The following is a 14,951-nucleotide window of genomic DNA, read 5'->3' as shown; positions in this document are numbered from 1 at the left end:
TTTATAAGTTTAAATAATTTATTTCTAAAACAATTTGATTGTATGTATTCAAATTAATTAGGTGATTCATTTCAATTTTATTTACTGTTTCAATACTTTGTATATATTGAAAAAAGTCTATTTCACCATTTTTATAACTTAGAATAGCGGTTTTTAAAATTTCAGATGCTAGCTTCTTACCATTATTTTGGTAATAATCTAATTGAAATTCATTCTTTTTAAGCTCTTCTAATAAATTTATATATTTTGATTTCAGTTTAATACTTGAATTAATTGCTGTTTCATTTGAAATATCTTCCTGTATTTTGGCTGCATTAATTTTTGCTGATTTACCCATAAAAAAGAGTGGTATTGATATTCCTGCCTGAAAACTATTTACAGTTGTATTTGCTATTAAATCTTTATTATTAAAGTAATTAAAATGCAAATCAGGTAATAATTGTTGTTTTTCCAATCTTTTTTTAGCTCTAAACAATCTTGAGTTTTCAGTATAATATTTATTAACCAGATGTGAGCTTAAATCTAAATACTTTAATTTAACTTTTGCTAATCTTATATCTTTTACTCTCGTTACCTTATCTGTTTGAAGTAATAAGTTAAAACTTTCATACACAATATTTATATCATTTTGAAGCTGATTATACTGTACTTCAAATTGCTTGTGTTTTGATTGAGAAATAATCATTTCTAAATAATTAGACTCTCCCAATTCAAATTTTCGCTTTGCTGCTATTGAGAAATCCTTATACAAACTATCTATATGAGCTAAATATTTCTTTTTTTGATTCAAATAAACAATTGTATAATACAATTTTGACACCTCTTTTATTAGGTTCTCTTTTGCTATTTTATAATTTAAATTAGATAAATTAGCATTGATTTTTACTACTTTACTTTTCGCAAAATAAACCGTAGGAAATTCTATGGTTTGATCAATACCAAAAGTTTCAAAAGGTTTACCATCTATGCCTAAATTAGTTTCGTCATAAGTATAATATAATTTTGTTTTTTCAATCTCAAAAGCACCATTAACCAATTTTTTATCTTTATTAACTACTAATTGCCTAATGTTAAGTTCTTTATTGTTGTTGACAGCTAAAGAAATAGCCTCATTTAAAGCTATTGGTTTTGCTTGTGAGAAAGCTATTATTGGACTCAAAATAAGTAAAGAAAATATAGTTATTTTAAATTTATTTTTTCTTTTAATTTTAAACTCTTTAGTGTCAAAAATGGCGTATAAAACGGGTAGTACTACCAAGGTTAAAATTGTTGCTGTTACTAAACCACCAATAACAACCGTAGCTAGTGGCCTTTGAACTTCTGCTCCTGCATTGGTTGATATTGCCATTGGTAAAAAACCAAGTGCGGCTGCAGCTGCCGTTAAAATAATGGGTCTTAAGCGTTCTTTTGTTCCTAATATTATTCGTTCATTGATATCATCCATTCCTCTTTTTTTCAACTCTTTTAAATGCTCAATAAGTACAATTCCATTTAAAACAGCAATACCAAATAAAGCTATAAATCCAACACCCGCTGATATACTAAATGGCAAATCTCTTATCCAAAGAAAAAGCACACCACCAACAGCCGATAATGGAATAGCAGAAAATACCATTAGAGCTTCTTTTATAGATTTAAACGCAAAATGTAATAGTATGAATATGAGTAATAAAGCTATTGGTACAGCAATTTTTAAACGTGCTTTGGCACTATTTAAATTTTCAAACTGCCCACCATAAGAAATGGTATAGCCAACAGGTAATTTTACTTGTTCATTTATAATTTTCTGAACATCTTTCACAACAGATTCCATATCTCTGTTTCTTACATTAACACCAATTACAATACGTCTTTTAGTATCATCTCTAGATATTTTTGCTGGTCCTTTTGTATATTCTATGGTGGCTAATTCATGCAATGGAATTTTATTTCCTGAAGGAGCATCAACATATAAGTTTTTAAGATCGTCAATATTTTTTCTATATTCAGATTGAAAACGCACTACTAAATCAAATCTACGCTCACCTTCAAAAACATTTCCTACTATTTGCCCTGCAAAAGCCATAGAAACTACTTGATTTAAATCGTGAATATTTAAACCATAACGTGCTACTTTTTTTCTATCATAATTAACTGTCATTTGTGGTAAACCATCAATTTTTTCAACAATAATATCAGCTGCACCTTCAACATTAGCAATTTTAGATTTTATTTCATTTGCTTTACTTGCCAAAATAGTTAAATCTTCGCCAAATATTTTAATTGCAACATCAGCTCTAACACCTGTAATTAACTCATTAAAACGCATTTCTATAGGTTGTGTAAATTCAAAATCTACATCTGGAATTATAGATAATTTTTCTTTAAACTTATCGGCTAATTCATCTTTTGAATTTGCAGAAACCCATTCTCCTTTTGGTTTTAATTTAATAATTACATCACTTTCTTCCATAGACATAGGATCAGTAGGAACTTCAGCAGCACCAATACGTGAAACTACTTGGTCTACTTCTGGAAAATTATCTAATAAAATTTGTTCAATCTGTGTTGTAATTTCTACTGTTCTTGATAAAGAAGTTCCTGTTTTTAAAACAGGTTGAATTACAAAATCTCCTTCATCTAACGTTGGTATAAACTCTCCTCCCATTTTGCTAAAAAGAATACCTGTTCCTATTAATAATGCAATAGAAGCTCCAATTACACTTTTTTTATTTTTTAATGCCCATTTAATTGTTGGCTCATACAACATATTGAAAAATGACATTAAACGTTTTGATATGTTGTTTTTAGTTACTTTTTCAGGTTTTAAAAATATCGAAGAAATTACAGGTACATAAGTAAAACATAAAAACATGGCTCCTATTAATGCAAAACTAAATGCCATAGCCATTGGTTTAAACATTTTTCCTTCAACGCCGCTGAGTGATAAAATTGGTATAAATACAATTAATATAATAAGTTGACCAAATACTGCTGATGTCATCATTTTGGAACTACTTTTATAGGTAATCTCATCAATACTATCTTGCCTGTCAGCTTCTGATAAAAGCATTAATTCCTTTCTATTGCTTGTTATTTTAAAGGCAATAAATTCAACAATAATTACGGCTCCATCTATAATAATACCAAAATCTATCGCTCCTAAACTCATTAAATTAGCATCAACTCCAAAAATGTACATCAATGATAATGTAAACAAAAGTGATAATGGTATTACAGATGCTACAACTAATCCTGATCTAAAACTTCCTAAAAGTAAAATCACAACAAAAATTACGATGAGAACTCCTAAAATTAAGTTTTCAGCAATTGTAAAAGTAGTTTTACCTATTAATTCACTTCGTTCTAAAAAACCATTTATAAAAACACCTTCTGGTAGTGTTTTTTGTATTTCGGACACACGTTGTTTTACGGCTTTAATAACTTCGTTTGAGTCGCCACCTTTAAGCATCATTACTTGTCCTAATACTTTTTCTCCTTCACCATTACCTGTAATTGCCCCAAATCTGTTTGCGAAACCAAATTTAACTTCTGCAACATCTTTTATTAAAACTGGAACGCCTTCAATATTTTTTATAACAATTGTTTCAATATCTTCCAAGGTTTTAATCATCCCTTCTCCTCTAACGAAGTAGCTTTCATTGGTTTTTTCAATATATCCTCCTCCAGCAACACTATTATTTTTTTCCAAGGCATCAACAATTTGAGTAATCTCAATATTCATTGATTTTAATTTTTCAGGATTTAAAGCAACTTCATATTGTTTTAAATATCCACCCCAGGTATTTATTTCAACAACTCCTGGAATTCCAGATAATTGACGTTTTACAACCCAATCTTGGATAGTTCTAAGTTCCATTGGAGAATATTTATTTTTATATCCAGGTTTTGTATCTAAAATATATTGATAAATTTCCCCTAAACCCGTAGTAATTGGCCCCATTTCTGGGGTTCCAAATCCTTTAGGTATTTTTTCAGCTGCTGTTTTAATTTTTTCAGCAATTAATTGGCGAGGTAAATAAGTTCCTATATCATCATCAAATACAATTGTAACAACAGATAATCCGAATTTCGAAATAGATCTAATCTCTTGAACTCCAGGTAAATTAGCCATTTCCAACTCAATAGGATAGGTAATAAATTGTTCAACATCTTGTGTAGATAAATTTCTTGAAGTTGTTATAACCTGTACTTGATTGTTTGTAATATCGGGTACAGCACCTATTGGTATTTGTGTTAATGAAAATAAACCAAATGCAAATATTGCTGCGGTAATTAATAAAACGATAAGTTTATTTTCAATACTTATCTTAATGATTTTTTGTAACATAATTTAATTAATTATAGTTTATAGTGTTGAAAATCAATAATATGACTTTCTAATTGTAAAATAATAATTGAATTATGTGTGCTTTGGAGGTTGAAAAATTTTAGTTAAAAGAAAGTTTGAAGATAGTTCTGTATAAGCATATACTTTTTTATCTAAATTAATTTCTTTAAAAGAATTTACTACTAAATTTTTAGTATATACAGAAATATAAACCTGAAAATGTAGATCTAGCAAATATTGTTTAAGTGGTAATTTTTGATGTTCTTTATGCTTTGTTTTATGAATTTCATACTGACTTCCATAATGCATTGAAATAAAATCCATAAAACTATCTCCATTCTCAAAATGATCAGCAATATGATTCACAAGAGTTGGTATCTTAGTAATATCTTCTAATTGAAAGTTAAAACTTTGAAATAGAATAGTAAATGATAATATGGTTACTAATACTTTCTTCATCTGATATTGCAAATATGAAATCTTTTGGACTATTTTGTGATTAAATTTTATTGTTTTTATTAATTTAATTATCAATTTTATTTATTAACCTGAGTTCGATGTAAGCAAATTACTTGATTTCGATACAAAATTCTTTCAGAATTTCACTCAATCTGACGTAATTTGCAAACAAAACACGTTAATTCGAGTAATTTTCAATAGAAAATTGTATCGAGAATAGCGTTTTGAACAACTAAATCTTTATATAGAACTCAGGTTATTACTTAATATAATTTGTTGAATATTACCGTTTAAAAATTGATAAAAACTTACATACATTAAATCACATTTTTCCGATATATTTTCTTAAAAACCACTCTCCACTTAAAAATAAAGTAATAAGAAATAGTAGCCACTTCCAATTAATTATAGATTCTTTAACTATTTCTTTTTTTTGAATAGATTTAAAATTTGGATTGGAAATAAGGCTTTTTTCTAATTTTCGTAAATTATTTTGAAAAAACAAGTTTCCACTTGAGTTATTTGCAATAATTTGTAAATTTTTATAATTAGAGTTTTTAAATTGTTTTTCTAAATTAAAAGCAGTGATTTTAAAGCTATTTTTATAATATACTGTTTGGCTTTTATCACTAATTACATAATGATAAACACCTGTATCTAAATTAGATACATTAACTTTATATTGATTTTGATTAACCGTAAAAGGAATTTTTTTAATGAATTTATGTTGTTTATTATATAGCGTCAACCATAATTTATTTCGTACATCAATCTCTGAATTTTCATTAAAATAAGTAGCACTTACTTCAATAGATTCATTTAAATAATATATAGATTTTGCTGTTACTTTCAGTCTGTTTTTACTATTTTTTGATGACAAATATTGAATTAAATTAGCAATAAAATTATCAAAATTTAAAAACGATTTATTTTTAGCAAAACTTTGCATTCTCCATTTCCAAATATTCTCACCACTCATCAATGCAATTTTTCTATTATTATCATTTAATGTTACTAATAACGGTTGATTTGTTTTTATTCCATTTATTTTTTTATACAATAAGGTTTCATAAGGTTGATTAAAAGTGAATTTTCCAAAATTAGAAATCAACGGTGGTAAACTTGAAAAATCTAGATTTTTAACAAAAAATTTGCTGTAATCTGTATTTAAAAAACATTCAAATTTTTCACTATTTTGAAGATCTTTTTTTGTGAAATAATTTTGAGCTGAGTTTAAATAATTCCAATTAGTATGTAAACCAGATATTATAAAATAATTTTTATTTAAATTATTAATTTGTTTAAATATTTCATTTACTTTTACGGTTGGTTGGTAGATTATAAATAACTGATAATCTTTATATTCAATATCTTTATCTAAATTGATTATCAAATCAACTTTTAATTGTTTTTTACTTTCAATAGCTTCCTTTAACGCTCCAATATCTGGATGATTTATAGTAGAAATTATAGCAATTTTTATTGGGTTATCAATTACTTTAGTGCTAAAATAAACCTTATTATTAAGCCTGTTTTTTTCATTTTTTAAAGCTTCAATCTCAGCGGTATAATATTGATTTCCTTCTTTATCAGCTTTCAAATAAATTAGTAAATTTATAGTAGTATTAGTTTTAGATAAATCTATTCTTTTATTAAATACTAATTTTTTATTATTATAAATAGTTAATTTTTTATGAATAGGTAATTTTCCATCATAATTTACAAACAGTTCTACAGGAAAATTATTATTAATATTAGTGGTTGTATTTACATTAACATTACTAATTTTAATATCTTCAAAAGTACTAGTATCGCCAACAATTATTGGATAAATAGCATTTTTATAACTTGTATAATCTAAAGATCCTTCCGTTTGATTTCCATCGGTAATTAAAACTATTGGAGTCTTAGAAATTAAGTCTGTTTCAGGAATAATTTGTATTGGAAGCGATAAATTAGTAGTAGCTCCATTAAAAGTCAAACTATCTAAAACGCTAACTTTATCACCAAAACTATAATAATTAATATCAAATTTAGAATTTAATAATTTATTGTTTTTCACTTGTTTCACCAAGTTAGTTACAATAGCATCGTTATTATTAAATTTTATAGATTGAGAATTATCAATGGCTACAAAAAGTTTTGGTTTTACTATTTGATAGCTTATTTTATTTATAGATGGATTTATAAATACAACTAATATTAAAAAAACACTTAAAAAACGTAAAAGAGAAAGCCAATATTTAACTTTCCCTTCGTTTTTTGATTTAAAAATATATTGGAATACAGCTAGTAATAAAGCAATACAGAATGCTATAATTATAAATAAAGCTGTTTTAGTGTTCAAAATATTTGATATTTAGGTAAGCATACCACCATCAACGCTTAGTGTTTGTCCTGTAATATACGAACTCAAATCAGATGCTAAAAATACGCATGCATTTGCAATATCTTTTGGAGTTCCTCCTCTTTTTAAAGGAATAGCATCTCTCCAACCTTGCACAACATCTTCATTTAGTTTAGCAGTCATTTCAGTTTCTATAAAGCCCGGAGCAATAGCGTTGCAACGTATATTTCTTGATCCAAGTTCTAAAGCAACGGATTTAGTAAAACCAATAATTCCTGCTTTAGAAGCTGCATAATTTGTTTGCCCTGCGTTTCCTTTAATTCCAACTATAGAAGTCATATTAATTATAGAGCCTAAACGTTGTTTCATCATAGGTCTAATTACTGCTTTAGTTAAATTAAAAACAGATTTAAGATTTACTTCTATTACCTTATCAAAATCTTCTTCAGAAATACGCATTAACAAATTGTCTTTTGTAATTCCGGCATTATTAATTAATACATCAATAGAACCAAATTCTTTCAAAACTTCTTTAGCTAATTCCTGAGCAGCATCAAAATTTGCAGCATTAGATTGATATCCTTTAGCTTTAATGCCATAAGAACTTAATTCGGTTTCTAAACTTTTGGCAGCTTCAACAGAAGCATTATAGGTAAAAGCAATATTAGAGCCTTGTTTAGCAAATTCTATAGCAATTCCTTTTCCGATACCACGAGTTGCTCCAGTAATTAATGTATTTTTATTTTCTAAAAGTTTCATGTATTTAATTTTAATAGATTCAAATATACAAATTTGAGATAAAAAAAGCCTCCTTTTTAAGGAAGCTCTCAATATTTTATTTTAGAGAAATTAACCTAAAACTTCAGCAACTTTTGCTCCTATTTTAGCAGGAGATTCAACCACGTAAATTCCATTTTCTCTTAATATTTCCATTTTAGCTTGAGCCGTGTCATTTTTACCGCCAACTATTGCCCCTGCATGCCCCATAGTTCTTCCTTTAGGAGCGGTTTGACCAGCAATAAATCCTATTACAGGTTTTTTATTTCCTGTTTTTTTAATCCATTCTGCAGCTTCAGCTTCTAATTGACCTCCAATTTCACCAATCATAACAATAGCATCAGTTTCATCATCATTCATAAACATTTCTACGGCATCTTTTGTAGTTGTTCCAATAATTGGATCTCCACCAATTCCAATAGCAGTAGAAATACCATAACCATTTTTTACTACTTGATCGGCAGCTTCATAAGTTAATGTACCAGATTTAGAAACAATACCAATATTTCCTTTTTTAAATATAAAACCTGGCATAATACCAACTTTAGCTTCATCTGGAGTTATAACTCCTGGACAGTTAGGGCCAACTAATCTACAATCTTTATTTTCTATATAAGCTTTAACTTTAACCATATCGGCTACAGGAATACCTTCAGTAATACAAATAATAACTTTAATACCTGCAGCTGCAGCTTCCATAATTGCATCAGCAGCAAATGCTGGCGGAACAAAAATAATAGAGGTATCTGCTTTAACTTGATCAACAGCATCTTGTACTGTATTGAATACTGGTTTATTTAAGTGCATTTGACCTCCTTTTCCTGGTGTTACTCCTCCAACAACATTAGTGCCATAATCAATCATTTGACCCGCATGAAAAGTTCCTTCACTACCTGTAAAGCCTTGTACTATTATATTTGAATTTTTATTTACTAAAACACTCATTGATGTATATTTAAATTAAAGTTTATAACTTGTTACAAAGTTAATTTTTATTCTGTTTACACTACTAAAATTAATTACTTTTTTTGATTTTTTAATAACTGTTTTAATCCTGCTAATTCTTTCAATTTTGTCCGAGATTCTTCTATTGGTGTTCCAAAATATGTTTTTCCGCCTTTAACAGATTTAGTAACTCCAGTTTGACCTAAAATAACAGCTCCTTTTCCAATTCTAATACCACTATTAGTCCCAACTTGCCCCCATAGTGTTACATTATCTTCAACAACCACACAACCAGCTACACCTGTTTGAGAAGCAATTAAACATTGCTCACCTATAACCGTATCATGACCAATTTGAACTTGATTATCAATTTTAGTTCCTTTTTTAATAGTAGTTATACCTGAAACACCTCTATCTATAGTACAAAGTGCACCAATATCTACATTATCTTCAATTAAAACACTTCCACTTGAAATTAATTTATCATAGCCATCTTGTCTTTTTTTATAGTAAAAAGCATCAGCACCCAAAATAGTGCCTGAATGTATAGTGACATTATTTCCAATTACAACATTATCATAAATAGTAACATTTGCGTGTATTAAACAATTATCGCCAATACTGACGTTATTTCCTATAAAAACTGTAGGTTGAATAATTGAATTTTTACCAATTTTTGCAGTAGCAGCTTTTGTTTTACTTGCTTTTTTAAAAGGATTAAAATAGGCTGATAATTTATTAAAATCTCTAAAAGGATCTTTTGATATTAATAAAGCTTTATTTTGTGGACATTTAACTTTTTTATTAATTAAAACCACTGTTGCATTTGATTGTAGAGCTTTATCGTAATATTTTGGATGATCTACAAATACAATATCACCATATTCAACAACATGAATTTCATTAAAACCAGTGACTGGAAAATTTGTAGGACCAACCATTGTTGCTCCAGTAATTTTAGCAATTTCTTCTAAAGAATATATTCGAGGTAATTTCATTATTTATTCTTTTACACGTTCTAAGTATGCTCCTTTTGCAGTATCAACTTTTATTTTATCTCCTTCATTAATAAATAAGGGAACATTAATTGTTGCTCCTGTTTCTGTTGTTGCAGGTTTAGTTGCATTGGTTGCTGTGTTTCCTTTAACACCTGGTTCTGTATGAGCTATTTCTAAAATTACACTATTAGGCATTTCAACAGATAAAGGCATTTCATCTTCTGTATTAATGATAATAGTAACAATTTCACCTTCTTTTAATAACTCCGGAGCATCTAAAGTTGCTTTTTGCAATGTTATTTGATTATAATCTTGAGTATTCATAAAATGAAATAAATCTCCTTCTGGATATAAATACTGAAATTTTTGTGTTTCAACTCTTATATCTTCAATTTTTCTACCTGCAGGAAATGTATTATCCAATACTTTACCAGTAGATAAACTTTTTAGTTTTGTTCTAACAAACGCAGGTCCTTTACCTGGTTTTACGTGTAAAAATTCAATTACTTTAAAAATGTCATTATTATATTTTAAACATAATCCATTTCTAATATCTGATGTTGTTGCCATTATATTTCTTTATAAATTAATTTAAATATGTTTATTTAACTATTTAATTATCAAATACTTAAATACCCTTTCATAATACCTCTTTGAGAATTTTTAATAAAGAGAATTATTTGATCTCTTTCTTTGGTTGCCTCCATTTCAGCTTCAATAATTTCTAAAGCTTGTGTGGTATTGTAATTTTTTTGATATAAAATTCGATATATATTTTGAATTTCTCTGATTTTATCTGTTAAAAATCCTCTTCTTCTTAGTCCAATTGAATTTATCCCAATATATGAAATAGGTTCTTTACCTGCTTTTGTATATGGTGGAACATCTTTTCTAACTAATGAGCCTCCTGAGACTAGTGCATGCGATCCTATATGAATAAATTGATGAACCGCAACCAAGCCACTTAAAATTGCATAATCTCCTAAGGTTACATGGCCTGCAATTACAGAACCGTTTGCTAAAATACAGTGATTTCCTATTCTACAATCGTGAGCTATATGCGAAGTTGCCATAATAAGACAATTATTTCCTATTTGTGTTTTACCAGAAGCTTTAGTACCTCTATTAACTGTTACACATTCTCGTATAATGGTGTTATCTCCAATAATTGCCAAAGAATCCTCTCCTTCAAATTTTAAATCTTGTGGGATTGCAGAAATTACCGCTCCTGGAAAAATTCTACAATTTTTCCCAATTCGTGCACCTTCCATTACGGTAACATTAGATCCAATCCAAGTACCGGCACCAATAGTAACATCATTATAAATTGTGGTGAAAGGTTCAACAACTACATTGGTTGCTATTTTTGCTCCTGGATGTACATACGCTAATGGTTGATTCATTTTTTATCTTTTTTTACAATTTGTGCCATTAAATCTGCCTCTACAACAAGTTTGTTATTAGCATATCCACAAGCTTGCATGTGACAAATTCCTCTACGGATTGGAGAAATTAATTCGGCTTTAAAAATTAAAGTATCTCCAGGTAATACTTTTTGTTTGAAACGAACATTATCCATTTTCATAAAATACGTTAAATAATTTTCTGGATCTGGAACAGAACTCAATACCAATATTCCACCACATTGAGCCATTGCTTCAATTTGTAAAACTCCTGGCATTACAGGTGCTTCAGGAAAATGACCTACAAAAAATGGTTCATTTATGGTTACATTTTTCATTCCAACAACATGTGTATCAGATAGTTCTAGAATTCTATCAATTAATAAAAAAGGTGGTCTGTGAGGTAAAATACTCATTATTTTATTAACATCCATCAAAGGAGGTTTGCTCAAATCAAATTTTGGCACGTTGTTTCTCTTTTCGTGCTTTATTATTTTTTGCAATTTTTTAGCAAATACAGTATTTACCTTATGGCCAGGTTTGTTTGCAATAACTTTACCTCTAATTTTTGTACCAACTAGTGTAAGATCTCCTATTACATCAAGTAATTTATGTCGGGCAGCTTCATTAGGCCAACGCAACGTTAGATTATCTAAAATGCCATTTGGAGTTATTGATATATTTTCTTTTTTAAAAGCTTTTTTTAGCTTTGCCATTGTTTCATCAGAGATTTCTTTATCTACATAAATAATAGCATTATTTAAATCGCCTCCTTTAATAAGGTTATGGTCAAGTAGTGTTTCTAGTTCATGTAAAAAACTAAAAGTTCTTGCAGCGGCAATTTCATTTTTAAAATCTTTTAAAGAGTAAAGTGTAGCATTTTGTGTTCCAAGCACTTTAGTTCCAAAATTAACCATTGTGGTTATTTGATATTCATCACTTGGCATTAAAATTATTTCACTTCCAGTTTCATCATCTTTATATGAAATAATTTCCTTTACTATAAATTCATCTCTTTTTTTATTTTGTTCAACTATTTCAGCTTTTTCAAGTGCTTCAATAAAATGAATTGAAGAACCATCCATAATTGGAGGCTCGGCAGCATTCATTTCTATGATTATATTGTCAATATCTAAAGATGTTACAGCAGCTAATACATGTTCTGAGGTATTAATTTTAACGCCTCTCTTTTCTAAATTTGTCCCTCTTTGGGTATTTACAACATATTCAGCACTAGCTTCAATTTTAGGCAAGCCTTCTAAATCAACGCGTACAAATGATATTCCATGATTTTCTGAAGCTGGTTTAAAGGTCATAGTTACTGGATTTCCAGTATGCAGTCCTACCCCAGATAATGAAACTTCAGACTTAATAGTTTTTTGATTGGTACTCATTTTAATCTTTTAATTTTTTAATTTCTTTTTCTAGTGAATTAATAGTAGCCACTAATTCTGGTAGTTTTTTAAAATATACATATGATTTATAAAAATCGCCATAACCAAAAGCTGGTGATCCTTGTATAACTTCATTATCCTTAACATTTTTAGAAATTCCAGATTGTGCTTGAATTTTAACATTATTTCCAATAGTTATATGCCCAACTATTCCTACTTGCCCTCCAAGCATACAATTTGAGCCAATTTTTGTTGATCCTGCAATACCAGTTTGGGCTGCAACAACGGTATTTTCTCCAATTTCAACATTGTGAGCTATTTGAATTTGATTGTCTAATTTAACTCCTTTTCTAATTATAGTTGATCCTAATGTAGCTCTATCAATAGTGGTACAAGCTCCAATATCTACATTATCTTCAATGATAACATTTCCAATTTGAGGTACTTTACTATAAATTCCTTCTTCATTTGGGGCAAAACCAAATCCATCTGCTCCTATAACTATACCAGCATGTAACACACAATTATCACCAACTATACAATCGGAATAAATTTTTACTCCAGTCATAATTATTGTGTTTTCCCCTATTTGAACATTATCTCCAATAAATGCATTGGGGTAAATTTTCACATTATTTCCAATTTTTACATTATCAGAAATGTAGGAAAAGGCTGCTATATAAACATCCTCTCCTAAGGTAGCAGATTCACTTATAAAATGTGGATTTTCAATACCCGATTTATTTAAACGAATTTCATTATAATAAGTTAACAATTTTGAAAATGCTTTATAAGCATCTTCAACTTTTATTAAGGTTGTTTTAATTTCTTTTTCAGGAATAAATTCATTATTTACTATTGCTATGGAAGCATTTGTAGAATAAATAAAATGTGTGTATTTTGGATTAGATAAAAAGGTTAACGAACCTTTTTGACCTTCTTCAATTTTAGAAAGTTTATCCACTTCTATGTTAGCATCGCCAACTACAGTACCTTCTAAAATTTCTGCTATTTGATTTGCTGTAAATTTCATTGCCTACAAAAGTAAAAAAAAACTTGTACACTACCTATTTTTAGGAAAGCACATAAAATATTTATACTTAGTAATAGACAGAGATTGGATATCTAGTTGATCGGATGCTTTTGTAATATCCTCTACTTCACCATTTTTAAATAAAATATTTATGGCATCATCAGTTGTATTGTAAGCTTGATTACTTATTTTTCCTTGAAAAACAAAATAATCTAATACATCATCTGATAATTTTAATTTTTTTTGTGCTTCATTTTTAGCATTTTCAATTTCCATATCTGTAAAAGGATTATTCTGAAGTATTACTTTAGGTAACTTCCTATTAATTAAACTTTCAGAGAGTTTTGAAAGAATAAAATCTTCATTTGATATCCATTCTTTAATAGAAGAAAACACATCGTAATTATCTAATTTCGCAAATATTTTTAAAGTTTCATCTGTAAAATTGTCAGCATTAATCTGATTGTATAAAAAATAGGAAAATGATTTGCTAGCTGGGAGTTTAACTCCTTGTAAAGCCAACTCTTTAGCTCTTTTTAAAACCTTTTCCAATAATTTTTCTGCAACAACTCCAGTTTTATGCAAATAGACTTGCCAATACATAAATCGGCGAGATATTAAAAACTTTTCTACAGAATAAATTCCTTTTTCTTCAATAATAAGCTGATTATCAACCACATTAAGCATCGTTATTAAACGTTCCGAATTTATATTCCCTTCTGCAACACCAGTATAAAAACTGTCACGTTTTAAATAATCTAATCGATCCATATCTAACTGACTAGAAATTAGCTGGTATAAATATTTTTTTGGATGATTTCCTTTAAAAATTTCAATAGCCAAAGAAAGTTTACCATTAAACTCTTTATTTAAAACTTCCATAAATTTTAATGAAATAGTTTCGTGATTAATTCCAGAAACAATACTATGTTCTAAAGCATGTGAAAATGCACCGTGACCAATATCGTGCAATAAAATAGCAACATAAAGGGCTGTTTCTTCATCTTTTGAAATAGCAACACCTTTAAATCGTAATAACTGGACTGATTTTTGCATTAAATGCATACATCCAATAGCGTGATGAAACCTTGTATGATGAGCTCCTGGGTAAACTAAATAGGATAATCCCATTTGTGAAATCCGCCTTAATCGCTGAAAATAAGGATGCTCAATTAAGTCAAAAATTAATGCACTGGGTATGATAATAAAGCCATATATTGGATCGTTTAATATTTTAAGCTTATTTGATTTTTTTCTGGTCAAAA

Annotated in this window: 11 protein-coding genes; all 11 read right to left on the bottom strand. The window is 28.3% G+C overall.

The genetic code is table 11. The features are described 5' to 3' along the window. Position 1: 1 nt before the first annotated feature. The 11 genes from L3J60_RS04895 to L3J60_RS04845 all read right to left on the bottom strand — a co-directional run bounded on the left by L3J60_RS04895 (position 2) and on the right by L3J60_RS04845 (position 14,949). The gene (locus L3J60_RS04895; protein ID WP_291974372.1) at positions 2-4,330 is read right to left on the bottom strand and encodes a CusA/CzcA family heavy metal efflux RND transporter; all 4,329 of its coding nucleotides are present in this window, start codon (positions 4,328-4,330) and stop codon (positions 2-4) included. Positions 4,331-4,402: 72 nt separating this feature from the next. Then, positions 4,403-4,789 carry a hypothetical protein gene (locus tag L3J60_RS04890; RefSeq protein ID WP_291974371.1) on the bottom strand — a complete coding sequence of 129 codons (387 nt, stop codon included), beginning with the start codon at positions 4,787-4,789 and terminating at the stop codon, positions 4,403-4,405. A 322-nt stretch (positions 4,790-5,111) separates the two neighbouring features. Continuing rightward, entirely contained in the window at positions 5,112-7,136 is a 2,025-nt protein-coding gene (locus L3J60_RS04885; RefSeq protein ID WP_291974370.1) for a VWA domain-containing protein, read from the bottom strand. Positions 7,137-7,148: 12 nt separating this feature from the next. Then, complete coding sequence (gene fabG, locus L3J60_RS04880; RefSeq protein ID WP_291974369.1) at positions 7,149-7,895, bottom strand: 3-oxoacyl-[acyl-carrier-protein] reductase; 747 nt, start codon at positions 7,893-7,895, stop codon at positions 7,149-7,151. 90 nt (positions 7,896-7,985) lie between these two features. After that, complete coding sequence (gene sucD, locus L3J60_RS04875) at positions 7,986-8,858, bottom strand: succinate--CoA ligase subunit alpha (protein WP_291974368.1); 873 nt, start codon at positions 8,856-8,858, stop codon at positions 7,986-7,988. 74 nt (positions 8,859-8,932) lie between these two features. Continuing rightward, positions 8,933-9,856, bottom strand: a complete 924-nt coding sequence (locus L3J60_RS04870; RefSeq protein ID WP_291974367.1) for a UDP-3-O-(3-hydroxymyristoyl)glucosamine N-acyltransferase — start codon at positions 9,854-9,856, stop codon at positions 8,933-8,935. A gap of 3 nt (positions 9,857-9,859) precedes the next feature. Beyond that, on the bottom strand, positions 9,860-10,426 hold the full coding sequence (gene efp / locus L3J60_RS04865) for an elongation factor P (RefSeq protein WP_291974366.1): 567 nt from the start codon (positions 10,424-10,426) through the stop codon (positions 9,860-9,862). Between the two features lie 50 nt (positions 10,427-10,476). Beyond that, entirely contained in the window at positions 10,477-11,259 is a 783-nt protein-coding gene (gene lpxA, locus L3J60_RS04860; RefSeq protein WP_291974365.1) for an acyl-ACP--UDP-N-acetylglucosamine O-acyltransferase, read from the bottom strand. Next, positions 11,256-12,653, bottom strand: a complete 1,398-nt coding sequence (locus L3J60_RS04855) for a bifunctional UDP-3-O-[3-hydroxymyristoyl] N-acetylglucosamine deacetylase/3-hydroxyacyl-ACP dehydratase (RefSeq protein ID WP_291974364.1) — start codon at positions 12,651-12,653, stop codon at positions 11,256-11,258. The genes lpxA and L3J60_RS04855 overlap by 4 nt, the downstream gene beginning before the upstream one ends. Position 12,654: 1 nt before the next feature. Then, positions 12,655-13,686, bottom strand: a complete 1,032-nt coding sequence (gene lpxD / locus L3J60_RS04850; protein ID WP_291974363.1) for a UDP-3-O-(3-hydroxymyristoyl)glucosamine N-acyltransferase — start codon at positions 13,684-13,686, stop codon at positions 12,655-12,657. Between the two features lie 30 nt (positions 13,687-13,716). After that, positions 13,717-14,949, bottom strand: a complete 1,233-nt coding sequence (locus tag L3J60_RS04845) for an HD domain-containing protein (protein ID WP_291974362.1) — start codon at positions 14,947-14,949, stop codon at positions 13,717-13,719. Positions 14,950-14,951: the final 2 nt, after the last annotated feature.

The sequence above is a fragment of the Lutibacter sp. genome (genome assembly GCF_021647475.1).
Lineage (GTDB): Bacteria > Bacteroidota > Bacteroidia > Flavobacteriales > Flavobacteriaceae > Lutibacter.
The sequence above is the reverse complement of the archived record's forward strand: the minus strand, read 5'-3'. Positions and strand labels throughout refer to the sequence as shown.